Genomic DNA, 24,883 nt, shown 5'->3' with positions numbered 1-24,883 from the left:
AGCGGTTCGGGGGCGCCACGCGAGGGTCTGTCAGGCAGCCGCGAACACCGGGCTGTTGTGGTAGGCGGCGATCAGCCAGCGGCCGTCGCGCTGCTCGAGGACCCAGGTCGCGTTCACCTTGCCGGCATCCGGGACCTCGGTCTGACCGCCGAACAGGATGCCGGACTCGCTGACGAGGATCGCGGCGTCCCGGCCGACGAAACGGAGGCTCAGCTGCTTGTTGTAGGTCGAGGTGTCCTTCAGCGGTCCGGCGAAGGCCAGGGCCATGCCTTCGCGGATCGTCTCGCGGTCGCCGCGCAGCGAGCCGGTCATGATGGCGGCTGCGTCCTCGGTGTAGTCGGCGACCATGGCTTCGGCGTCGCCGGCCTCCCAGGCTTTGTAGGAGGCGGCCAGGACGGCAGCGATCGCTGCCTTGTCTGCGTCACGGTTCTCTGACATGGGTTCTCCCTTGATCGTAGATCGGTCGCAGGTACATACCGGAGCCGGAGCCGGAACTCATCGCCGTGCGGCGAACTCTTCAGAATCCGGCAGGCTGTCAGGCTTTTCGTCCGATCCCCTGACAGCCTGAGCGTTGTCGGGCCCTGCCGCCGGTCGCAGACTCATCAGTGACTCCACACGTCGTCACCAACTCCACACGTCGTCCCAGCCACCAAAGGATCCGCCATGACCAAGCACGTCACCCACTGGATCGACGGCCGCGCGTGGGAGGGCGCCACCGCCCGCCACGGCGACCTGCACGACCCGGCGACCGGCGCCGTCACCGGGTCGGTGGACTTCGCCGCGGTGAAGGAGGTCGACGACGCGGTGGCCGCGGCCGCGGCGGCGTTCCCCGGCTGGCGGGCGGCGTCGGTGGCCAAGCGCACGACGGTGCTCTTCGCGTTCCGGGAGCTGCTGAACCAGCACAAGGACGACCTCGCCGCGCTCATCGTCTCCGAGCACGGCAAGGTGCACTCCGACGCGCTCGGCGAGGTGGCGCGCGGGCTGGAGGTCGTGGAGTTCGCCTGCGGGATCGGCACGATCCTCAAGGGCGCGTTCAGCGAGTCCGCCTCCACCGGCGTGGAGGTGTACTCGATGCACCAGCCGCTGGGACCGGTGGCGATCATCTCGCCGTTCAACTTCCCGGCGATGGTGCCGATGTGGTTCTTCCCGATCGCGATCGCCGCCGGCAACACCGTGGTGCTCAAGCCGTCGGAGAAGGACCCGTCGGCGGCGGTGTTCCTGGCCGAGCTGTGGAAGCGCGCGGGGCTGCCCGACGGCGTGTTCAACGTCGTGCACGGCGACAAGGTGGCGGTGGACCGGCTGCTGGAGCACCCCGACATCCACGCTGTGTCCTTCGTCGGCTCCACGCCGATCGCGCGCTACGTCTATGAGAACGGCACCCGCTACGGCAAGCGCGTGCAGGCTCTCGGCGGCGCCAAGAACCACATGGTGGTCCTGCCGGACGCGGACCTGGACCTGGCCGCCGACGCCGCGGTGTCGGCCGGCTTCGGCGCCGCGGGCGAGCGCTGCATGGCGGTCTCGGTGCTGGTCGCGGTGGACCCGATCGGCGACGAGCTGGTCGCCAAGATCACCGAGCGCATGGCGAAGCTGAAGGTCGGCCCGGGCTGCCTGCCGGACACCGAGATGGGCCCGCTGGTCACCGGCGCGCACCGGGACAAGGTCACCTCCTACCTCGACGCGGGCGTCACCGCCGGCGCGGACCTGGTGGTCGACGGCCGCGGCCATTCGATCGGCGGCGCGGAGGAGGGCATCGACACAGCAAACGGCTTCTGGCTCGGCCCGACCCTGTTCGACAAGGTCACCCCCTCGATGAGCGTCTACACCGACGAGATCTTCGGCCCGGTCCTGTCCGTCGTCCGCGCCCCCTCCTACGACGAGGCACTGGCCCTGGTGAACAGCAACCCCTACGGCAACGGCGTCGCGGTGTTCACCAACGACGGCGGCGCCGCAGCCCGCTTCCGCGACCAGGTCGAGGTCGGCATGGTCGGCGTGAACGTCCCCATCCCGGTCCCCGTGGCCTACCACTCCTTCGGCGGCTGGAAGGCCTCCCTGTTCGGCGACACCCACGCCTACGGCCCGCACGGCGTGCACTTCTTCACGCGCACCAAGGCGGTCACGCAGCGGTGGCTGGACCCGAGCCACGGCGGTGTGAACCTCGGGTTCCCGACGAACGGCTGAGGGGCGCCAGTCCGACGGCTCCAGTCGGCTTCCGTGCAGTCACGGTGCGGAAGCCGACGGGTATATGCCGTTCAGCCGGTCGCGGTTCGACCTGAGGTGCCTTTGCTGCGTCGAGTCGGGTCGACCTTGACCGTCGCAGCCTCGGGGACCGCTTTCAGCTCGACGGACAGAACGAGACCGAGGGCGGCGGCGATGCGTTCCAACACCGGCAGTGTGGGAGTCGTTCCACCCGCTTCGAAACGGGCGATCGCAGGCTGGCGCATGGCCGCACGATCGGCGAGCCGGGTCTGACTCCAGCCGAGTTCTTCGCGGCGAACCCGGACCGCCTCTCCCAGCTCGAAGCGAAGCCGGGTCTCGGCGTAGGCCGCTTGGAACTCTGGGTTCGCAGCCCTTTCGTGCCGAACCTCGGAGAGCGTCCTACGACTCGTCACGCGACTTCCTCCTCCTCGACGGCGTGGTTCTCATACCAGCGATGGTATGGAGGTGGTTGATCGACGGTGATGGCTGCAAACCCTTTTGCCTCAAATGGGTGATGCGTGTCGGGCGCCTGCAACTTGCGCGGAAAGTACTGCCTCGCAAGGCGGCTCCGCCGACCGAATCCGGGACTGTCCGCGGCGCGCCCGCCCTTCGTGTCCGGACCCGACCTGTTTCGGTGGTTTCAGTGTGATGATCCGCATATGGCCCGCTCTGCGGTGTGAGAATCGCAGTGCGGGCCCTGATGGGGGGCTTCACACATCACACGGAGGACTGCATGTCTTTTGTGACCAAGACCCTGGCGACGACCGCGACGGTCGCCGCCCTGATCCTCGCCGGCGCTGGAGCCGCCAGCGCCGACGTGGGCGCGAGCGGTTCGAACCTCGGCGTCACCGGTGGTTCGACCTCGGGTAACAGCGGCGTCGGCACCGGCAACGTCGTGCAGGGCACCAGCGGGAACGTGACGCAGGGCGCCGGGAACGTCGTGGGCGACCACGACGTGGTCGGCAACGGCGACGCCGTCGTGATCAACGTCGTCGGCTGGCAGGGGGGCTGGGACGGCGGCTGGCACGGTGCCTGGCACCACCGCTGCTACCACGGTTTCGGCCTGTAGGAACCGCTAGGCAGCGACCCCGGCCCCACGCCGGGGTCGCTGCCGTCCCGGCGAAGACCTTCGGCTTGAGGCGATACAGACCATCGCCCCTTATCAGTGGCACAGTCGGAACCCTTTGCCCTACGTTCGACAGGTGACGCAGACGACGACGTACCTCCGTTACCCGCACCTGTCCGGATCGACTCTGACGTTCATCGCCGACGACGACGTATGGCTCACCGACCTGCCCGGCTTCGCCGCCTCCGCCCGCGCCTGGCGCGTGACCTCGGACCGCGTCCCGGTCAAGCGGCCGCTGCTGTCGCCCGACGGCTCGCGCGTGGCGTGGACCTCAGCGCGGGAGGGCGTCGTCGAGGCGTTCGCGCTTCCGGTGGACGGCGGGGAGACCCACCGCCTGACATACTGGGGCCACCCGCGCACCGAGGCGATCGGCTGGGCCTCGCCCGACGAGGTGATCGTGCGCGGCTGGGGCGGTCACGGCCACCGCTTCTACAGCTTCGCCCACACCGTGCCCTTCGAGGGCGGCCAGCCCACGCGGCTTCCGTACGGCAACCTGAAGAGCCTCGCCGTCGCCGAGCCCGGGGTGGAGGGCAGCCCGGTTGTCCTGAGCCGCTTCTACGCCGGCAACTCCTGGCTGTGGAAGGGCTACCGCGGCGGCGCGACCGGCCAGCTGTGGATCGACCGCGCGGGCACCGGCGAGTTCGAGCGCTTCCTGGCCGACCTGGACGGCAACCTCGGCGACCCGATGTGGTTCGACGGCCGCGTGGTCTTCCACTCCGACCACGAGGACGGCGTCGCAGAGCTCTACTCCGCGCTCCCCGACGGCACCGACCTGCGCCGCCACACCACCGGCGAGGGCGGCTACTACCTGCGCAACGCCATGACCGACGGCGTCCGCATCGTCTTCCAGCGCGCCGGCCGGCTCTGGGTGATGGAAGACCTCGAAGACGACCCGCGCGCCCTGGACATCCGCCTCCCGGGCGCGCGCACCGCCACCACCAGCCGCCCGATCGACGCCGCGCAGCACCTCGGCGCCTTCAGTCCGGACCACACCGGCCGCGCCAGCGCGGTCGAGGTCCGCGGCACGGTGCACTGGCTGACCCACAAGGACGGCCCGGCGCGCGCCCTCGGCGTCGAGGCCGGCGTCCGCGGCTGGCTGCCGGTCGTGCTCGGCCAGACCGGGCAGACCGCGTGGGTCACCGACGCCGGCGGACAGTACTCGATCGAGATCGCCGGCGTGAACGGCGCTGACGGCGTAGGCAGTGCTGACGCAGCCGACAGCGCCGACGGCGCGACCCGCCGCCGCATCCTCACCGGCGAGTTCGGCTACGTCAACGAACTCGTCGCCTCCCCGGACGGCAAGCACCTGGCCGCCGCCACCCGCGACAACAAGCTCCTGCTGATCGACGTCGAGGGCGGCACCCTGCGCGTGGTCACCGACGGCGAGGGCAAGTTCCGCGCGATGCCGCGCTGGGGCGTCGGATTCGTCTCCGACCCGGCGTTCTCGCCGGACTCCCGGTGGCTCGCCTGGAGCCAGCGCTCGGACGTCCCGGACGCCTGGCAGATCCGGGTCGCCGACGTCGCGAGCCTGGAGACGCTCGACATCACCGAGCCGCGGTTCCGGGACTGGAACCCGGTGTTCACCGCCGACGGCAAGCACCTGGCGTTCCTGTCGGCGCGAACGCTGGACTCCTTCGAAGAGGACATGTACTTCGACTACTCGTTCCTGCCCTCGACGCGGCCGTATCTGGTGCCGCTGGCCGAGACCGAGCCCTCGCCGTTCGACCCCGAACTCGGTGGTCGGCCGGTGGACGACGGCGACGGCGACGGCAGCGGCGACGGCAGCAAGGACGCGGGCGCGGACGGCGAGAAGAAGGACTCTGCGACGCCCCCCGCGACCGTGATCGACACCTTCGGCATCACCACGCGCGCCGTCCCCTTCCCGGTCGCCTCCGGAACCTACGCCGACCTCGCCGCGGTGAAGGGCGGCGTGGTCTGGCTGGCCAAGCCGGTCACCGGCGCGCTGGGCACCCAGCTGGCCGGCTCCGGCCGGGACCAACCGCGCCCGGCCCTGGTCCGCTTCGACTTCGGCAAGCGCGAGGAGCACACGCTCATCGGCGAGCTGGACGGCTACGCGGTCTCCGGCGACGGCGCGCGCCTGGTCGTCGCCGACCACGGCGCGCTGTCGACGCGTCCGGCCGACAAGGACGACGACGACGCGAAGCCCGAAACCGTGGACCTGTCCCGGATCCGGCTGACGGTGGTCCCCGCCACCGAGCGCGAGCAGGCCTTCGAAGAGGCATGGCGGCTCCAGGTCGAGAACTACGTCAAGCCGACCATGGACGGCATCGACTGGCAGGCAGCCCGCTCCCGCTACGCGCCGCTGGTCGCGGCCACCGCGACCGACGACGACTTCGTGGACCTGCTGTGGGAACTGCAAGGCGAGCTGCGGACCTCGCATGCCTACGTCGACGCGCCGAAGTCCTCCCGCGACGACACCCCGCGGCAGCAGGGTCTGCTCGGCGCCGACCTGGCTCCGGACGAGGACGGCGTGTGGCGGATCGTCAAGATCCTGCCGGGCGACAATTCCGTGCCCGCTGCCCGCTCGCCGCTGCTGGCGCCGGGCATCGCGGCGCGCGTCGGGGACGCGATCACCGCGGTGGACGGTCTGCCGGTCCCGCCGCGCGTCGGTCCGGCCGCGCTCCTGGCGGGCAAAGCCGACCAGCCGACCGAGCTGGTCCTTCAGACCCAGTCCGGCAAGCGCACGGTGGTCGTGGTTCCGATCGCCGACGAGGTGCAGCTGCGCTACCGGGCTTGGGTCGCCGACCGTCGCGCGTACGTGTTGGAGAAGTCCGGCGGACGGCTGGGCTACGTGCACCTGCCGGACCAGGCCGAGGCGGGGTGGGCCGAGTTCCACCGCGATCTGAGCGCTCAGGTCGTGAAGGACGGACTGGTGGTCGACACGCGCGGCAACCGCGGCGGCATCACCTCCTCGCTCGTCGTGGAGCGGTTGCTGCGCAAGCCGCTCGGGTGGGAGTTCGCGCGCGGCGAGCTGCCCGACACCTACCCGCCGTACGCGCCGCCCGGACCGGTGGTCTCGGTGTGCGACGAGGAGGCCGGCAGCGACGGCGACATCATCAACCAGGCGTTCAAGGACCACGGGGTGACCGTGGTCGGCACGCGCACCTGGGGTGGCGTCATCGGCATGGACGACTGCTTCTATCTGATGGACGGCACGTTCATCACGCAGCCGCGCTACGCGCTGGCCTTCAACTCCGTGGGTCTGTACGGCTTGGAGAACCACGGCTGCGAGCCGACGGTGACCGTCGACTTCCGGCCGCAGGACTTCGTCGCCGACCTGGATCCGCAGCTGGACAAGGCGATCGAGATCGCCTTGGAGGCGCTGGCGAAGGAGCCCGCGGCGACGGCGCCGTCGGTGCCGGGAGTGTACGAGCACTGATGACGCAGACCACGTACCTGCGGTTCCCGCACCTTGCGGGGGACCTGCTGACGTTCGTCGCCGAAGACGACGTCTGGCTCGCCGAGCTGCCCGCCGCCGCGGGCGGCCCGGTGCGGGCCGCGCGGTACACCTCGGACTGGCAGCCGGCCAAGCATCCGCGGCTGTCGCCCGACGGCGCGCGGGTGGCGTGGGCACGGCGGCGTGACGGGGCGCCGGAGGTGTACGCGGCCGCGGTCGACGGCGGCGCCGCCACCCGGCTGACGTACTGGGCCGACGACCGGACCAGGGTGCTCGGCTGGGCCTCGGCCGAGGAGGTGATCGTGGCGTGCGGCCGGCAACCCCTGCGCGGGGACGTGCGGGCGCACGCCGTCCCGGCCGAGGGCGGCCTCCCGGTGCTGCTGCCCTACGGCACGCTGCAAGAACTGGCGGTGAACGGTCCCGGCGGTGCGGTCATGACGCGGCGGGGGTACGGGATCGAAGCGGCCTGGTGGAAGCGCTATCGCGGCGGCACCGCCGGCAAGCTGTGGGTCGACGCCGACGGTTCCGGCGACTTCCAGCGGATCCTGCGCGCGCACGAGGGCAATCTCGACGCGCCTATGTGGGTCGGGGACCGCGCGGCGTTCCTGTCCGATGCCGGGGGAGTGTCAGAGCTCTACTCCTGTCGGCCGGACGGATCCGACCTGCGTCAGCACACTGACGATCCCTCCAGGTTCTACGCCCGGCACGCCGCGACCGACGGCACGCGCGTGGTGTTCATGCGCGGCGGCCGACTGTGGCTGCTGGATGAGCTGGACGGCGAGGCGCGGCCGCTGGAGGTGCGGCTGAGCGGGACCCGAATAGGCCGTACCGAGTATCCGGTCCCGACGTCGAAGAATCTGAGTGGTTTCGCGGCGGACCAGACCGGCCGCGCCATCGCGGTGTCGGTGCGCGGGACCATCCACTGGCTGGCCGCCAAGGACGGTCCGGCTCGGGCGCTCGCGGTGACGCCGGGGGTGCGGGCGCGGATGCCGGTGGTGCTCGGTGAGACCGGGTTCGCCGCGTGGGTGACCGACGCCGGCGGGGAGTGGTCGATCGAGATCGGGCCGGTCGAGGGCGACGACGGTGCCGACGGTTTCGGTGCCCTTGGTTCCGCTGCCGACGGTTCTGGCGCAGACGGTTCCAGTGCCGTTCGCAGGATCCTGACCGGCGAGGTGACCCGGGTCGCGGGCCTGGCGGCTTCCCCGGACGGCGCGCACCTGGCGGTCTCCACCGAGGACAACCGCCTGATGGTGATCGACGTCGAGAGCGGCACGGCGCGCGTGGTGGCCAGCGGTCCGCACAATGCCTGGGGCACGCTCGCCGAGGACCCGGTGTTCTCGCCGGACTCGCGGTGGCTGGCCTGGGCCGAGGGCACGGGAGCCGACGGGCCGCGCAAGATCCGGCTCGCGGATGTGGCATCGCTGACCCCGGTCGACGTCACCGACGGCCGGTTCGTGGACTGGAGCCCGGCGTTCACGTTGGACGGCAAGCATTTGGCGTTCCTGTCCAAACGCACCTACGACCCCTACTACGCGGACGAGGTGTTCGACCTCTTCTTCGTGCCCGGCGTCCGGCCGTATCTGGTGCCGTTGTCCGCCGAGGAGCCCTCGCCGTTCGCGCCGTCGCTGCTCGGGCGGCCGATCGGCGAGGAGAAGAAGGACAAGAAGCCGGGCTCTGGTTCCGGCGGTTCGGGTGGCTCGGGTGATTCCGACGACACCAATGACACCAATGACACCAATGACACCAATGACACCGAAGACTCCGATGACGGCTCCGACGAGACCGGCAGCCGGGTGGACGTCGAGGGCATCGCCGGCCGCATCGTGCCGTTCCCGGTACCGACCGGGGACTACTCGCAGCTGCGGGCCGCCAAGGGTGGCGTGCTGTGGCTGGAGAGCTTCAAACACGGCGACCTCGGCGACAGCATGTCGGATCCGTCGGGCGAGGCCGACAAGCCCCGGCTGCGGCGCTACGACTTCGCCAAGCGGGACGTGCTGACGCTCAGCGACGAGGCGTACGCCTTCGACGTCAGCGGCGACGGCAGCCGGGTGCTGGTGCGCGACGGCGGAGCGTTGCGGGCGCAGCCCTCCGACGCGCGTCCTGACAACGGCGACCGCGAGCCGCTGGACCTGGAGCGGATCCGGGTGAGCGTGGACCCGGTCGCCGAGCGGCGCCAGAGCATGCGGGAGGCGTGGCTGCTGCAGCGCGACTTCTACTGGCGCGACGACCTCGGCGACGTCGACTGGCCGGCGGTGTGGGAGCGGTATTCGCCGCTGGCCGAGGCGCTGGCTTCGCAGGACGACATGGTGGACGTGCTCTGGGAGATGCACGGCGAACTCGGCACGTCGCACGCCTATGTCCGGGCCGGGGGGTACGCCCCCGATCCCGCGCGCCACCAGGGCCGGCTCGGCGCCGACGTGGAGCGCGACGCCGAAGGGCAGTGGCGGATCACGCGCATCCTCCCCGGCGACGCCTCGGTGCCGCAGGCGCGGTCGCCGTTCGAGGCGCCCGGGGTCGGCGCGCGGGTCGGCGACGTGGTGGCGGCGATCGACGGCCGGCCGGTGGACTCCGCCGTCGGACCCGGGCCGCTGCTGGCCGGGAAGGCGGGGAAGCCGACCGAGGTGCTGCTGGTGCGGGACGCGGTGGCCGACTCCCGTCTGCTGCAGGGTGCTGATGCTGCTGCCGCCGCCGATGCCGACGCCGACGCTGCCGCCGACCCCTCGGGCTTTCTGCGCTCGCGCCGCGTCGTGGTCGTGCCGCTCGACGACGAGCGGCTGCTCCGGTATCAGGCCTGGGTCGCCGAGCGGCGGGCTTATGTGCGGACGCGCTCGGGCGGCCGGCTGGGCTACGTCCACCTGCCCGACCAGGGTTCGCGGGGCTGGGCCGAGTTCCATCGCGACCTAGCCACGCAGACCGTGTGCGAGGGCTTGATCGTCGACACCCGCGACAACCGCGGCGGCAACACCTCGCCGCTGGTCGCCGAGCAGCTGCTGCGTCGGGCCACCGGCTGGAAGCTGGTACGCGGGAAGCTACCGCGGACCTATCCGCCGGGGGCGGTACGCGGTCCGCTGGTGTCGGTCTGCGACGAGTACTCCGCCTCCGACGGCGACATCATCAACCAGTACCTGAAGGACCGGGGCGTCCCCATCGTGGGGATGCGGACGTGGGGCGGCGTGGTCGGCATCGACGGCCGTTTCCGGCTGCTGGACGGCACCATGGTGACGCAGCCCAAGTACATGAACTGGTTCCACTCCGTCGGCTATGGCTTGGAGAACCACGGCTGTGACCCGACGGTCGAGGTCGAATTCACTCCGGCGGACGCCGACGCCGGACGGGATCCGCAGCTCGACGCCGCCGTCGACCTGGCGCTGGCCGATCTCGCGGAGCATCCGGCAGCGGTCCCGCCGGAGCGTCCCTGGATGTGATCCGCACACTCCCCGCGCAGTGGCGGCCGACTACCGGCCGCCACTGTGCGGCGACTGTGGACGTGACAACCACGACTACCCCGGTCCCCGAGGCGGATCGCGCGCTATGGTGGGCCGGTGGTTCCGAGCGGTCTAGTCCACCGGCGGGCCACACTTCGCCTGCGGCACGACACTGCCGCGGGACCCGGCAAGACACGGCCACGGGGGCCACGTTCATGAGGTGGGATTGGTCAGTGGTGGTGCAGTACGGGCTGCTCGGACCGGTCCGCGCGCTGCGAGTGGGCGCCGCGGGAGAACCAGCCGAGGAGCTCAAAGTGGGGTCCCCGCAACAGCAGGCCGTGCTGGCGCTGCTGGCGTCACGGGCCGGTCGGGTGGCGACAGCCGACGAACTCATCGAGGGTCTGTGGGGCGACGAGCCGCCGGAGGGTGCGCTCGGTACGGTGCGCACGTACGCGTTCCGACTCCGTAAGGTCTTCGGTGCCGAAGCCATAGCGTCCATCGCCGGTGGCTATGCGTTACGCGCGGAGCGTTCGCACGTGGACTTGTTCACGTTCGAGGATCATGTCGCGGCAGCGGAGCAGCGCCGGATGTCCGGGGACGTCGTGGGCGCGCGTGGAGAACTCGCTAATGCGTTGGCGCTATGGCGAGGCACTCCGTTGGCCGGGATACCGGGCCCTTATGCGGAGTCCCTGCGCGCGACGCTCTTGGAGCGGCGTACCGCTGCGCAGGAGAGCCGCATCGCCTTGGATTTGGCGTTGGGGCGTGTAGGAGACGCCGTTTCCGAACTCACGGTCCTCACCGCTGAACACCCGCTGCGTGAGGGACTGCGTGCGCAGCTGATGCTGGCGCTCTATCAGACCGGACGACAGGCCGAGGCGCTAGGCGTCTACGCAGATACTCGACGGCTGCTGCGCAAGGAACTGGGAGTCGATCCCGGCGCAGAGCTCGGCGAACTGCATCAGCGGATCCTGCGTGCCGACCCGTCCTTGGCGCGTCCTTCTGCCGACAGTGCCGAGATCGCCCCGAGAGCGGCTGAGGCTTCTGCGGGGACCGCTTTGGAGAAGCCGCCTACGATCCCTGCGCAGCTTCCTGCTGACACAGCCGACTTCACCGGACGCGAGAACCTGACGCGCGTGCTCGCGGCGCGGATATCCACGACGGTCGGGCAGTCGGTGGCGGTCTGTGCGCTGTCCGGGCTCGGCGGAGTCGGCAAGACGGCGCTCGCCATCCACTTGGCGCACTCGGTGCGGGAGGAGTTTCCCGACGGGCAGCTCTATGTGGACCTGCGCGGAGGCGACCCGACGCCGGCAGACCCTGCGCCGGTTCTCGCAGCGTTCCTGCGGGGTCTGGGGATCTCGGAGGGCGAGACTGCGCCAGGGCTGGAGGAGAGGGCTGCGGCGTATCGGTCGGCGCTCGCCGGTCGGAGGGTTCTGATCGTCCTGGACAACGCCCGGGACGCCGCGCAAGTACGGCCTCTGCTGCCCGGCGCTCCGGGGTGCGCGGTCATCGTCACGAGCCGGCCGAAGCTGACCGGGTTGGCCGGGGCGACGTTCGCTGATCTCGACGTGCTGGATCCCGGCGAGGCGATGAACATGTTCACGCGGATCGTCGGCGAGGAACGCCTAGGGATGGAGCACACCGCGGCTATAGACGTGGTGTCCCTCTGCGGATACTTGCCTCTGGCGGTGCGTATAGCGGCCGCACGGCTCGCGTCCCGACCGCGCTGGCGTATCGGGTCGCTCGCGGCGCGGTTGTCCGACGAGCGGCGCCGGCTGGGCGAACTGGCTGTGGGCGACCTCGCGGTGCGCGCGGCGTTCGAACTGGGCTACCACCAGTTGTCCCCGGCGCAGGCGGATGTCTTCCGGCGGCTGTCGCAGCTGAACAGCGCTGACGTGTCGGCTGCTGCGGCGGCCGCGCTGCTCGGCCAGGACGAGGCCGACACCGAGGAAGTGCTGGAGTCGCTGGTGGATGCCGCGATGCTGGAGTCTTCGTCTCCGGGGCGCTACCGCTATCACGACTTGCTGCGGCTCTATGCGCGGGAGCAGTACGCGGCCGAGGGTGGCCTCGACGACGCGGGCTTCGTGAGCCTGCTCGACTTCTACCTCGCCTCGATGCGCCGGCTGCGGCGCATCCCGGTGGAGGAGCTCGGTCTTTTCCCGACGCGGTCCTCTGGGAGGGAGTTCGACTCCGTGGAGGCCGGGGTGCGGTGGATCGCCGACGAGGGCAGCTGTGTGGACGCGGTGTTCAATCGGCGGGTCCTGACCGCGCCGCCGTGCAGCGTCGGGGTGGCGCCGTTGACGCTCGCAGTCGAGCTGCTGGACCACCTTGTCTCGCTGCCGGGTATCGAACGCTATGCGGATGAGCTCTCTGCGGCGGCGCGTAACGCTGCCGCAGCTGCCGTGGAGTCTGGGGACGTACGGAGTGAGGCGCGTGTACGGCACTCCTTGGCGCGCATCCTTTACGCGACGTACCAGATCGAGGCTGCTGCCGAGGAGGCTGAGCGATCGCACCGCGCCGCCGAGTCGGTCGGCGGCGACGAGACTCAGGCGGACGCCGTCAATCTGCTCGCGATGACGTATGCGGACCTTGGGAGGGACGCGGAGGCGATCGCGCTGTACGAGCGCGCTGTCGACGTCAGCCGGGAGTTCGGGGACGTGGCGTCCGAGGCGGCCGCGCGGCAGAACATGGCGCGCTCGCTGCTGGTGTTGGGTCGGACGGAGCAGGCACTGCAGAGCACTATGGCGGGACTTGCCTTGTGTCGCGCCTTGGGGGACGACGTGTCCACCGGGTACGCGCTCTTCCAGACAGGTTCCATCTACCTGCAGACGCTCGCCTATAGGGAGTCCCTGACGTACTTCACGGAGGCGGCTCGGTACTTCGCCGACGTGCATCCGCCTATGGAGGGTGCTGCGCACGCCTCCAGCGCGCGGGCTCTGTTGGGACTCGGCGAGCCCAGCGGCGCGCTGGAGCATGCCGAGCGTGCGGTGAGTGTGCTGCGGGGGACCGCCGACACCTGGCAGCACGCGACGGCGCTCGCGGTGCTGGCTGACGTGCTGGATGTCGCCGGGCAGCCGGAGCGGGCGCGGGGTTGTCGGGAGGAAGCGTTGGCGATGTTCGTCGTGATCGGCGCGCCGGAGGCTGAACGTATCAGGGTCATGCTCTCCGGCTCGGAAGCAACCTTCACGGCGGTTCGAACGTCGCGCTAAGGAAACGGTTGGAGCGCACGGGAGGATGACAAGGTGATGAGGGATACGGTGTCGCGTGCGCAGGAGGCTTCGGCCTCGGGTTCGCACCGGTCGCACGGCGCTCCCGCGGGACCTTCCGCTGTGGCCGCGCCGCGCGAGGCCGACCGGCACGCGGAAGCCGTCCGCGCGACGGTGGGCCAGCCCGCGCACCGGGTGCGAGGGTGGCTCGTGGCGGCGCCCCGCTAGGTTCGAGAATTCTTGAATCTTCGCGGGAATGCGTAATCAACGGCTGATCCAGCGGTAAGCAGGTGCCCCACCGCTGCGGAGTCCGGTTTTCGTCAGGGGACCACAGGTCTGTGTGAGGCCTGTGGGACTCGGGGCGAAGGCCGCCCGAGGACCCCGCTGCGTGCACGTGCCCGGTCGACCGTGACCGGGACTGCTGGATCGGCCGTACCGCGCTCCGTGGCGCCGACTCGCGCCAGGGATGCGCTGTGGCCGTGCTCATGCGGTGCTTCGTGGGTGCTCGTGAGGCTGGTGTGACGTGTGTTGCACCGTCCTCACTGACCCCGCGCGGGCTGTTCACGCCGGGTATCGTGAAACTATGTTCGATTTTGTCCGATGGGTGGCCTTCACCCGACGCTTGTCGGCGGCTCGGGATACGGTGGCAGTCAGGTGGTCGCCCGCCTCGTGGCGGCCGGTTCGCTCCCGAGTTCACAACGGGACTGCAACTTCTTGGAATGGAAACCCCGTCCTAACCGTTGAGAACGATTGAACGGGGAATAACAACAAGCAAAGCAGAAGAGTAATCCGGCAACAGCCGGGGTACGGTGGCTCCACAGGCTCATGATTCACACAGGTAAACCAGCAGGCCAGCGGAAACGATGAGGGAGGGGAAGCCGAGATGATCTTGGTTCGCCGCCTACTCGGCGACGTGCTGCGCGGCCGACGGCAGCGCAGCGGACGGACGCTCCGTCAGCTCGCCGCGACGGCACGGGTGTCCCCCGGCTACCTCTCCGAGGTGGAGCGGGGACAGAAGGAGCCCTCCAGCGAATTGTTGGCCGCCATCTGCGACGCGCTGGAAGTCAAGCTCTCCGACGTGTTGCTCGAACTGTCGACCGAACTCGCCGCGGCCGAACTCGCCGCCGAGATCGAGGCCGCGGAGCTGGGCTCCCTGGTGCCCGCCGACCGTCGCACCCCGCAGCGGGTCGCGATGCCGCCGGCGCGCAGCGGGCAGGCCGACGCCGCGCGCCAGGGCCAGAGCCAGGCCGGCTCCGGCCAGCGCTCCGGCGTGGTGGTCGGCGTGGGCGCCGGCGCCCCGCGCGGCACGCGCACGATCCCGACCGCGAAGATCCCGACCGCCGTGATCAACTCCCGGACCGCGGGCAACCGCCCCGGCAACACCCGGCCGGCCTCCGGCTCGCCGCGGGTCGCTCCCAAGTCGGGTGCGGTACCCCAGGCGACCCGCGGTACGGGCATGGGCGCCCAGGGCTCGAGTCTGGCGACCGGCCTCGGCCAGGCGCTGGGCCCGCAGCCCCCGATGGGTCCGCTGCCCTACGTCCCGGGCTCGCCGCTGCCGGGTCCGGAGAACCCCTACACGTTCGGCACGCCTCGGCTGCCCTCACCGACGGGCCGGTCATAATCCGGTGTCGGAGATCGGCGACGACATGCCACCATCGAGGCGGGGAGAGCGTTTCTCCCCGCCTCGCGGCGTCTCCGCACGCCGCTCACGTCACAACACATGAAGAGGAAGCACATGACGGAATCCCACAAGGACGCTGCCCGCGACGAGGTCTACGCATTGAACGACCACGACACGCCGGAAGCCGAGTGGGACACCGAGGACGCCTTCGACGCGCCGGCCCCGCTCTACCGCAACCGGTGGGCCGACTCCCGGCACGACGGCGAGCAGTTCGACCTGGAGGAGCGTGCCTCGCTCCGCCGCGTGGCCGGACTGTCCACCGAACTCGAAGACGTCACCGAAGTCGAGTACCGGCAGCTGCGCCTGGAGCGCGTGGTCCTGGTCGGCGTCTGGACCGACGGCACCGCCGCCGACGCCGAGGTGTCGCTGCGTGAACTGGCAGCCCTGGCCGAGACCGCGGGCTCGGAGGTGCTGGACGGGGTGATCCAGCGCCGCGAGAAGCCGGACCCGGCCACCTACATCGGCAGCGGCAAGGCCCTGGAGCTGCGCGACATCGTGGTGGCCACCGGCGCCGACACGGTGATCTGCGACGGAGAACTGAGCCCCGGCCAGCTGATCCACCTGGAAGACGTGGTCAAGGTCAAGGTCATCGACCGCACGGCCCTGATCCTGGACATCTTCGCCCAGCACGCCAAGTCCCGAGAGGGCAAGGCCCAGGTCGCCCTCGCGCAGATGCAGTACATGCTGCCCAGGCTCCGAGGCTGGGGTCAGTCCCTGTCCCGCCAGATGGGTGGTGGCCGAGGCGGCCTGGCGACCCGCGGACCCGGCGAAACCAAGATCGAAACCGACCGCCGCCGCATCCGCGAACGCATGGCCAAGCTCCGCCGCGAAATCAACGACATGAGCAAGGGACGCGTGACCAAGCGCGCCGAAAGGCGCCGAGGCTCAGTCCCCTCAGTAGTCCTCGCCGGCTACACCAACGCCGGCAAGTCCTCCATCCTCAACCGCCTCACCGGCGCCGGAGTCCTCGTGGAGAACGCCCTGTTCGCCACCCTGGACCCCACCGTCCGCCGCACAGAAACAGCATCCGGCCGCGCCTACACCCTCTCCGACACCGTCGGCTTCGTCCGCCACCTCCCGCACCAACTGGTCGAGGCCTTCCGCTCGACCCTCGAAGAGGTAGGCGAAAGCGACCTGGTCCTGCACGTCGTAGACGCCAGCGACGAAGACCCCGAAGGCCAGATCTCCGCGGTCCGAGCCGTCTTCGCCGACATGGGCGCCGGCGACGTCAAAGAACTCATGGTCCTCAACAAAGCGGACCTGGCAGACCCCGAAGTCCTGGCCCGCCTCCTCCGCCACGAACCCCACAGCATCATCGTCTCCGCCCGCACCGGCGAAGGCATCGACCACCTCCTCTCCGCCATCGAACGCGACCTCCCCCGCCCCGGCGTAGAACTAGAAGCCCTAGTCCCCTACGACCGAGGCGACCTGGTAGCCCGCATCCACGCCGAAGGCGAAATGCTCAAAGAAGAACACACCGACCACGGCACCCTAGTCCGCGCCCTGATCCACCAGAACCTCGCCGCGCAACTGGAGCCCTTCCGAACAGTGGGCGCGGTTTAGGGGGCTGGCTCAGGAGGCTGGCTGGTTCGGGTTCGCGCTCGAGCTGGTTGCCAGGGCTGAGTGTTGAGTTGGCGCGAGTAGCTGGCTGATTCGGGTTCACGCCCGAGCTGGTTGCCAGGACTGAGTTGAGTTGGCAGCTGCTGGCTGGTTCGGGTTCACGCTCGAGCTGGCCGCCAGGGCTGAGTTGAGTTCGCACGAGCGCGGTCGGGTTTTCTCGGCCGCGCTTGCTGCTTTGGCGGCCCGAGTTCGCCAGCACCGGCTCGGGTTCGCGCGGGCGGCATCCCCTAGCCAGCGCCGCCATTCGCTTAGTCGGTTCTGTGGGATCGGCCGTGCCCGCCGTAGCGGGGCTGGGTTTACTCAAGCCCGGTCGGGCTTGATGTTCGGGTCAGGTGTGGTTCGCCAAGTCGGCTTGGCTCTGCTTCCGAGCCTCCGCGGGTCTGGTTTCGCTCAGGCAGGTCGCGAGTGCGCGTTGGCTCAGGCCTTCTCGAGTCCGGCGGCGCAGTGCAGCCGACTTGAATCTCGCAGCACCACGCGGATTCTTCGCCGGTCACGTCCGCGCTGGTGGTGTATGGGGTGGCCAGCGGGTGATCCTGTTTGTTGTTAGGCGATCAGGGCGGCCGCTGGTGCTGTGTCCGGGGCGGGGCCTTGGCCTGTGCGCTGGATCTTAGCCAGGATTTCCAGTCCCATGTAGCGGCGGCCCTCGGCCCATTCGTCGTTCTGCTCGGCCAGCACGGCGCCCACTAGCCGGATCACCGAGGCGCGGTCGGGGAAGATGCCGACGACGTCGGTGCGGCGGCGGATCTCCTTGTTCAGTCGTTCCTGCGGGTTGTTGGACCAGATCTGCCGCCAGATCTCGTGGGGGAAGGCGGTGAAGGCCAGCAGGTCGGCCCGGGCCTCGTCCAGGTGTGCGGCGGCCTTGGGAAACTTCGCCTCCAATGCGGCGATGACCTGGCCGGCTTGGGCGTGCACGGCCTCGGCGTCGGGTTGCTCGAAGATGGTGCGCAGCAGCGTGGCCACCCAGGGCTGGGCGGTCTTGGGGACCTGGTTCATCAAATTCCTGGCGTAGTGCGTGCGGCAGCGCTGCCAGGTGGCACCGCCGATCGCGGCGCCGATGGACTCCACCAGGCCGCGGTGCGCGTCGGAGATGACCAACTGCACCCCGGCAAGGCCGCGGGCGGTCAGCGAGCGCAGGAACGCCAGCCAGCCGGTGCCGTCCTCGGCCGAGGCCACGTCGATGCCCAGGATCTCCCGGCCGCCGTCGCCGTTGACCCCGACCGCGACCAGGGCGTGCACGTTGACCACCCGGCCGTTCTCCCGCACCTTCTGGGTCAGGGCGTCGATCCACAGCACCGGATACGGCCCTGCGTCCAGCGGACGGTTACGGAAGGCGGCGACCTGCTCATCCAAGTGCTTGGCCATCGCCGACACCTGTGACTTGGACAGCTGCGTCACCCCGAGTTCGGCGGCCAGCCGCTCCACCCGCCGCGTGGAGACGCCCAGCAGATACGCCGTGGCGACCACCGACATCAGCGCCTGCTCGGCCCGGCGACGCCGCTCCAACAGCCACTCCGGGAAGTATGAGCCGGTCCGCAGCTTGGGCACTGCCAGCTCGATGCTGCCCACCCGGGTATCCCACGCCCGGGTGCGGTAGCCGTTGCGGGAGTTGGTGCGATCGGCGCTGACCTGGCCATAGGGCGCGCCACAGGCTGCGTCGGCCTCGGCTGACATCAACGCCTCAGCGAACGACTTCACCATCGCCCGCAACACGTCCGGCTCGGCCGCGGCGAGTTGCCGCTCGAAGTCGTCACCGGCAGGCACACTGGTCAAAGCGGTCATCGGGTCCTCTTCCTTCAAGATCATCAATCCATCTCGAAGGATCACCCGATGACCGCCTCAGCTATCGGCGATACGCCCATCAGAGCTAACCGATACACCACATCCCAGGACGTAACCCGGCTCGGGTTCGTCAGCCGATGCCGGCCGGGCTCGCTTGAGCTGCCCCGGTGGTCTTGCCAGCTCGGGCTGGCTTGGGCGCGTCGGCGCTGGTCTTGTGTCTCAGGCTTCGTCATGGCTCGCTCGGGTCCACTCGGCTTGCTCAGGCGGTCGTCTCTCTCCTCGCGGGAGGCGGCCGTTTTTTCGTCGAGCTGCTTTGCCGCCTGAATTTGTGCTGAGTGTCCGCGTGGTGTTGGGCCGAAAGGGTGAAGGCTGCGTTGGTGGCGGTCGAGTTATCCACAGGCTCGGGTGCGTGGGTGGTATGTGGGCTTTGGGACGTTCTACCTTCGGTGGCATGGAACGAACCAGTTCGGGAAACGCGCCGCATGGCAGCGCCCAACCCCGCAGCCCGCAGCCGACGGCTCGCGACCGGCTGGCTTCGCTTCATGGGGATCCGGGGCGGTATTGGTCGCCTGCCGCTGAGGGTCCCATGCCTCTCTCCGAGGCGCTGGCCGCCCGGCACCACGCACATCGCCCCTGGTGGCGCCGGGCGGCCCAGTCGATCGAGCATCGTGTTCCGGCGACCCTTCACGGTCGCTGGGCCCTGAGCCTGCCGGCTGCCACGGCGGTGGCGGTGGTGGCCATCGGCGGGGCGGCGGCCGGCGGGTGGTACCTGACCCGTTCGCAGAGCACGGTGGTCGACGTGGCGGGGAAGGCAGGAGACGCGGCGTCCGCCACACCAGCGCCGGACGACGACCATCCCATGCCGAGCGCCGAGGGCGGCGACTCCGTCAAAGCCGGTGGAGTCGCAGCCGAGCACGACGGCGCCTGCCGAACGCACGCGCGACCGTCCGGCTCACCGCAGGCACTTCCTCCGGTCACAGCACCGACGGGTTGGCATATGCGCGCCCTGTCGGTCATGGCAGCCGATGCACGACCTGCATCGGCCACCGGCTGGCATGAGAGCATCCTGACGGTCGTGCCGATCGCGGCACATCCCGCAGCCAGCCCAAGCGGGCAGCGTGCGCGCACCGTGACCATCGTGCCGGTCGTCGCAGATCCGGCGCTGGCCAGGAACTGGTCCCATGCGCCGCTCACTCGCCGCTACGCCAAAGCCATGGCTGCGAAGCGCCCGAGCTGCCCGCCGCACACCGCCATGTCCACCACCCCGGCCGTGGCCGGCCCGGCAGCGGGCAGCGAAGTGGTCGTCGACGTCGAGGGCAAGGTCGCGCGCCCCGGCATCGCCACGCTCCCCGCCGGATCGCGCGTCTACGAAGCGCTGGCCGCAGCCGGCGGCGCGCTGCCCGGCGTGGACGTCACCGCGCTCGACCTCGCGCGTCCGGTCACCGACGGCGAGCAGTTGCGCGTCGGCATCGCGGGCGCGCCGAGTCCGGTCGTCGGCCTGCCGCAGCCGTCGAGCAGCGGGGCGGCGCATGGCAAGCGCGGCAAGACCACGCAGCCGGTGAATCTCAACACCGCGACCCTGGAGCAGCTGGAAACCGTGCCCGCCGTGGGTCCCGCGCTGGCCCAGCGGATCCTGGACTGGCGGACCGAGCACGGCCGCTTCGAGTCCGTCGCGCAGTTGCGGCAGGTACGCGGGATCGGCGACCGGAAGTTCGCGGACATGCGCGATTCGGTGACGGTGTGACGCCATGAGTCTGACCGCCACCTACCGCTCCGTCGATCACGACCAGCGTCCACGTCGCGACCTGCGCCTCGTGCCGATCCTGCTGGCCGCGTACGTCGCAGCCTTCGTCGGCAACGGGTTCACCTCGCAGGTGGCACTCCTGCTCTGGGTAGCCTGCGCGGCGGTCGGCGCGAGCCTTCTTCTCCGCAGCAGCGGCCCTGCCCGACCCGCCACCCGCACCGACCCCACCCCGACCCGCACCAGAACCCGCCGCCGCACCCTCGCCGCCGCCTGCTTCGTCGCGGCCGGCGCCGGAACCGCCGCCACCACCCGCACCATCGCCACCCACACCGGCCCGCTCCCGCGCCTCGCCGCCGCGCACGCCCAGGCGACCGTCGAAGCCGTCGTCACCGACGACCCGCACATCGCGACCTCCCTGCACGGACCCTTCGCCGTCGTGCCCCTGCGCATCGAGCGCGTCAACGAGTTCGGCACCCGGCTTCCCGCCACAGCTCTGGCCTCCGACCCCGGCGCCTGGCAGTTCCTGCCGTCCACCCGCCTGCGCATCACCGGCCGCCTCCGCCCCGCCCCCGACGACACCCCCGATGCCGCGACGCTCTCCGTCCACCGCCCGCCCGAGGTCCTCGCCGGTCCGAACGCGCTCCAGCGGCTGGCCGGCAAGCTGCGCCAAGCTCTGCGCGACGCCTGCGCTCACCTGCCCGCCGACCCGCGCGGACTGGTCCCCGGCCTGGTGATCGGCGACGTGTCGCAGGAACCGCCCAGCCTGGCGATCGCCTTCCGCGACACCGGACTGACCCACCTCACCGCCGTGAGCGGCGAGAACCTGGTGTTCGTCCTGACCGCGGCGATGCCGGTCGCGCGCTTTGCCGGGGTGCGCGGCAGGTTCCTGACGCTCACCGGCCTGGCCGTCGTCATCGGCTTCACCGTGCTGGCCCGGCCCGAGCCGTCGATGGTGCGTGCGAGCGTGATGGCGGTGCTCGGCCTGCTGCTCGCGGCGGTCGGACGGCAGGCGCGAGGGCTTCCGCTGCTGTGCGCGGGCGGGACTCTGCTGCTCCTGTTCGATCCCTGGCTCGCGCGGTCCTACGGCTTCGCCCTCTCGTTGTGCGCGACCGCCGGGCTCTTCATCCTGGCGCCGGGTTGGCAGCAGGCGCTGACCGACCGCGGCGTGCCGCACCGCATCGCCGAGTCGCTGGCCTGCACCGCTGCCGCCGAAACGTTCTGCCTGCCGATCCTGGTGTCCTTCACCGCCGCGGTCACGCCGCTGTCGCTCCCGGCGAACCTGCTCGCCGAGTTCTGCGTCGGGCCGGCGACCGTCCTCGGAGCCGTGGCGCTGCTCAGCGCATCCGTCTGGCTCCCGCTGGGGACCGCGGTGGCGTGGCTGGCCCAATGGCCGACCGACGGGATCGTGGCGGTTGCCCGCTACGGATCGCGGCTGCCCGGCGCCACCGTCGGCTGGCCCGACGGCCTGCCCGGAGCCCTCGGGCTGATGGCGGTCTACGCGCTGGTGTTCCTGATCACGGCTGCGACGGCGAAACGCAAGGAGGAGATCTCATGACCGAGATAGGACCCTGGATATCGCCGGGCCCCGAGCCCGATCCGATGCGCCGCCGTGGGAATGACCCCGGCCGGCCAGGTCCCGGAAGCCGTGGAGGGGATGGCTTTCGGGGCGGTCCGAACCGCCCCGGTGGTCGCGGCGGCGTGGGCGCGGTCACCATCATCCTCCTCGCGGCCCTGATATCCATCGCCGCTGTGCTGTTCTTCATCCGCAGCCGTCCAGCCATCTGGCCGCCGCAGAACTGGATCTTCGCAGTCTGCGACGTCGGGCAGGGCGACGCCCTGGCGCTTGCCGTGGGTCCGGGCGAAGCCGTTGTCGTCGACACCGGTCCTGATCCGGCGAAGGCCGACCACTGCTTGACCCTGCTCGGGGTCCGCAAGGTTCCGCTGCTGATCTTGACCCACTTCCATGCCGACCATGTCGACGGCGTCCCCGGTGTGCTGAAGGGGCGCGTCGTTACCGAGATCGAGACCACTGACGATCCCGATCCGCCCCGAGGTGTCTCCGAAGTCACGGCCTGGGCGGACGCGGCTCACGTCGCCACCTCGATGGCAGCGGCCGGTGAACACCGGCAGTTCGGTCCGGTGTCCTGGGACGTCCTGTGGCCCGACCCGAGCGTGAGCCCGCCGATACCACCCGAGCCCGGTGGCAAGAGCCGCCGCCGCGGCCGTCGCCAAGCCCGGGCCTCGCCGAAGGGCCGTGGCGAGGAGGGCTCCGGCCCGAACAACTCCAGCGTCGTGCTCCAGGTGACGGTCGCGACGCGGGACGGCCCGGTCCGGCTCCTGCTCACCGGCGACATCGAGCCGCCGTCGCAGGCGGCGATCCTGGCCGCACACCCGGATCTCGCCGCCGACGTCCTGAAGGTGCCGCACCATGGCTCCGCGCATCAGGACCCCGACCTGTTCGCCGCCGTCCACCCGAGGGTCGCCGTCATCTCGGTCGGTAAGGGCAACACCTACGGCCATCCGGCGCCGCGCACCATCGCGCTGGCTTCCGGTGCCGAGGCGCGGGTCTTCCGTACTGATGAGGACGGGCAGGTGGTGGTGTTCGGGACCGCCGGGAGATTGCAGGTCGCCATGCGCCGCTGATGACTGATGGCTAATGACTGATGACCACCGAGAAAGCCCGACGCCCACTAGGAAAAAGGGAAAGGAGAGGTAAAGCTCCGTCCGCGCCCGTCGCAGGTTATGGATAGTCTCGTGTCCCTATCCGACGCCGAGTCTGGAGGGGAGCCGGCTCTTGGACACGCACGACGAGCACGCCGAGGAGCACACTCACACGCACACCGACGCCTGTGACACCGGTTGTTGCGAGCGCCTGGAAGCCGAGGGAGAGGTCGCGGTCGCGCGGCTGATCCTCGACAGCGGCGACCTGGAGCACACGGCCGATCACGTGGCCGGCGCGATCGGGACCGACCCGTCGCTGCCGGAGGCGCACGAGGCGCTGGCCGCGCTGGTGGCGCGGGTCGGCGGTCCGGCGGCGGCGCTGGAGCTGTTCCCGGCCGCCTCCCGCTACACCGGTGAGCTGGCCTGCCGGGCCAGCCTGCTGGCCGCGATCGGCCGCTTCGACGAAGCGGTCCTGCTGCTGGCCGGTGTCATGGGTGCGGCACCGGTGCGGCCGTGGGCGGACGTGGCGTGGATGGCGGACCCGGAGCTGCCGTCGAGGCTGAGCGCGGAGTCGCTGACCCAGGCCGTGCTGCGGCTGTGTCAGGGTCTCGGCGACCCGGTGGCGGAGGAGGAGCGCGAGCCGCTGGGGCACTTCGCCGCGGTGGTGCGGGCGGTGCTGGCGCGCGGCGAGGACCCGCACCTGGCCGCCGTCGCCTCGGGCCTGGCCCGGCGGCTCGGTGACACCGAGCTGGCCGTGTACTGGGGCGAGGTGGCGGTCCGGTCCGGTGCCGGAGCGATGGGTGCGATCATGCTCGGCAACGCCCTGCGACGGGCGGGCCGGGTGGACGAGACCATCGCGCTGTGGACGCAGACCGTCGCGCAGGATCCATCGCAGACGTACTTGATCGTCGACCTGGCGGAGCTGCTGGCTTTCGTCGGGCGGCGTGCGGAGGGTCTGGCGCTGCTGGAGAGGCTGGTGGCGGTCGAGCCGGAGCACGAGAAGGCCGCGCCGGCGCTGCTCGGCATGCGGTTCGAGGCCGACGGCGACAGCGTGCACCTGCTGGAGCTCACCGACTACCACCGGGCGCACCCGGACCACGACTACGCCGGATACCTGTTCGGGCATCACGTCCAGCGGCTGCCGTGGCTGGGCCGGGTGACCGGCGGCACGGAGGCGTGTATCAACGTGCTGCGGCAGCTGGTCGAGCAGGACAACCTCACCATGTCCGGGGAGATGTCGCTGTCGATCATCGAGCCGCCGAGTGCGATCAGCGCTCTGCGGCTGGTGATCCCGGGTCTGCACGTCGCGTTCCAGGAGGTCGGTGACCCGGACCCGCGCCTGCCGGCCGCCCAGGTCGGCGTGACGGTGTGGCGGTACGAGGGCTGCGACGCGGTCCCGGCGGTCGTGCCGCCGTCCGCGCAGGCGCTCGCGCTGGTGCGGGACCTGGCGACGCCGAACTGGCCGGGTCCGACGTCGCTGTACGACCACGCGGTCGCGCTGGCCGGCGTGCCGGTCGCGGACCTGCTCGGCGTGCTGGTGCACCTGCCGGCGCCGCAGGACGCACCGTGGCCGGACGGGTTCGCGATGGAGGCGCCGGACTACTGGGTGCGCTCGGTGCAGACGATCGCGTGTGTCGGGATCGCGCACCACCGCGCCGACCAGCCGTGGGTCGGCTCGGAGCGGCGCCGGGTGGTGGTGGAGCTGCTGAACGGCCCGGAGGACTGGGTCTGCGAGGCGGCCGGGATGGCGCTGGTCGCGGTGGGATGGGCGTTCCCCGAGACCCGGGCCGACGTCCTGGAATGGCTGCTGAACCGGGTGAGCCAGTTCATGCAGGCGGCCGAGAAGCGCGCCGTGACGGTGCTCGGCTCGATGTGCCACCTGGTCCTGGCCTGTCCGTGGCTGGAGCCGAAGGGCCGGGCCTTCGTCGCCGACGTCGCCGCGCGGCTGGAGTCCGAGGACTGACCCGGCGCGATCCGGTGCCTCGAACGGACCAGAACCGACCGTGGCGCGGCGCCGGGTCTGTCAGGCT

Annotated in this window: 13 protein-coding genes and 1 pseudogene; 11 read left to right on the top strand and 3 right to left on the bottom strand. The window is 70.7% G+C overall.

Going from position 1 to position 24,883, the window contains the following annotated elements:
* Nucleotides 1-30: 30 nt before the first annotated feature.
* Entirely contained in the window at nt 31-438 is a 408-nt protein-coding gene (locus CACI_RS35100) for an SgcJ/EcaC family oxidoreductase (RefSeq protein ID WP_015795646.1), read from the bottom strand.
* 225 nt (nt 439-663) lie between these two features.
* On the opposite strand from CACI_RS35100, the gene CACI_RS35095 reads away from it, so the two are divergent.
* Entirely contained in the window at nt 664-2,178 is a 1,515-nt protein-coding gene (locus CACI_RS35095) for a CoA-acylating methylmalonate-semialdehyde dehydrogenase (RefSeq protein ID WP_015795645.1), read from the top strand.
* Nucleotides 2,179-2,249: 71 nt separating this feature from the next.
* Here CACI_RS35095 and CACI_RS35090 read toward each other — a convergent pair whose 3' ends face one another.
* Nucleotides 2,250-2,609, bottom strand: a complete 360-nt coding sequence (locus CACI_RS35090; protein ID WP_015795644.1) for a helix-turn-helix domain-containing protein — start codon at nt 2,607-2,609, stop codon at nt 2,250-2,252.
* A gap of 320 nt (nt 2,610-2,929) precedes the next feature.
* On the opposite strand from CACI_RS35090, the gene CACI_RS35085 reads away from it, so the two are divergent.
* The 6 genes and pseudogenes from CACI_RS35085 (at nt 2,930) to hflX (ending at nt 16,612) form a co-directional block, all read left to right on the top strand.
* A complete protein-coding gene (locus CACI_RS35085; protein ID WP_015795643.1) occupies nt 2,930-3,265 on the top strand; it encodes a hypothetical protein in 336 nt (111 codons plus the stop codon).
* Nucleotides 3,266-3,398: 133 nt separating this feature from the next.
* Nucleotides 3,399-6,722, top strand: a complete 3,324-nt coding sequence (locus CACI_RS35080; RefSeq protein WP_015795642.1) for a S41 family peptidase — start codon at nt 3,399-3,401, stop codon at nt 6,720-6,722.
* Nucleotides 6,722-10,165: a S41 family peptidase gene (locus CACI_RS35075; RefSeq protein ID WP_015795641.1), complete on the top strand. Its 3,444-nt coding sequence runs from the start codon at nt 6,722-6,724 to the stop codon at nt 10,163-10,165. The genes CACI_RS35080 and CACI_RS35075 overlap by 1 nt, the downstream gene beginning before the upstream one ends.
* Before the next feature lie 215 nt (nt 10,166-10,380).
* Nucleotides 10,381-13,371 carry an AfsR/SARP family transcriptional regulator gene (locus CACI_RS35070; protein WP_041540657.1) on the top strand — a complete coding sequence of 997 codons (2,991 nt, stop codon included), beginning with the start codon at nt 10,381-10,383 and terminating at the stop codon, nt 13,369-13,371.
* Between the two features lie 880 nt (nt 13,372-14,251).
* A pseudogene (locus tag CACI_RS54505) lies at nt 14,252-14,542 on the top strand (helix-turn-helix domain-containing protein); the annotation flags it as partial.
* A gap of 561 nt (nt 14,543-15,103) precedes the next feature.
* Nucleotides 15,104-16,612 carry a GTPase HflX gene (hflX, locus tag CACI_RS35060; RefSeq protein ID WP_015795638.1) on the top strand — a complete coding sequence of 503 codons (1,509 nt, stop codon included), beginning with the start codon at nt 15,104-15,106 and terminating at the stop codon, nt 16,610-16,612.
* Between the two features lie 600 nt (nt 16,613-17,212).
* Here the strand turns inward: hflX and CACI_RS35055 are convergent.
* Nucleotides 17,213-18,448: an IS256 family transposase gene (locus CACI_RS35055; protein WP_049872135.1), complete on the bottom strand. Its 1,236-nt coding sequence runs from the start codon at nt 18,446-18,448 to the stop codon at nt 17,213-17,215.
* Nucleotides 18,449-19,034: 586 nt separating this feature from the next.
* Between CACI_RS35055 and CACI_RS53090 the strand changes: the two genes are divergently transcribed.
* The 4 genes from CACI_RS53090 to CACI_RS35035 all read left to right on the top strand — a co-directional run bounded on the left by CACI_RS53090 (nt 19,035) and on the right by CACI_RS35035 (nt 24,816).
* Nucleotides 19,035-20,192, top strand: a complete 1,158-nt coding sequence (locus CACI_RS53090) for a ComEA family DNA-binding protein (RefSeq protein WP_015795636.1) — start codon at nt 19,035-19,037, stop codon at nt 20,190-20,192.
* Between the two features lie 4 nt (nt 20,193-20,196).
* A complete protein-coding gene (locus tag CACI_RS35045) occupies nt 20,197-21,747 on the top strand; it encodes a ComEC/Rec2 family competence protein (protein ID WP_015795635.1) in 1,551 nt (516 codons plus the stop codon).
* Nucleotides 21,748-21,890: 143 nt separating this feature from the next.
* Complete coding sequence (locus CACI_RS35040) at nt 21,891-22,835, top strand: ComEC/Rec2 family competence protein (RefSeq protein ID WP_049871813.1); 945 nt, start codon at nt 21,891-21,893, stop codon at nt 22,833-22,835.
* A 151-nt stretch (nt 22,836-22,986) separates the two neighbouring features.
* Nucleotides 22,987-24,816: a tetratricopeptide repeat protein gene (locus tag CACI_RS35035; RefSeq protein ID WP_015795633.1), complete on the top strand. Its 1,830-nt coding sequence runs from the start codon at nt 22,987-22,989 to the stop codon at nt 24,814-24,816.
* Nucleotides 24,817-24,883: the final 67 nt, after the last annotated feature.

The sequence above is a fragment of the Catenulispora acidiphila DSM 44928 genome, assembly GCF_000024025.1.
In the GTDB taxonomy this organism is placed as follows: Bacteria; Actinomycetota; Actinomycetes; order Streptomycetales; family Catenulisporaceae; genus Catenulispora; species Catenulispora acidiphila.
The sequence above is the reverse complement of the archived record's forward strand: the minus strand, read 5'-3'. Positions and strand labels throughout refer to the sequence as shown.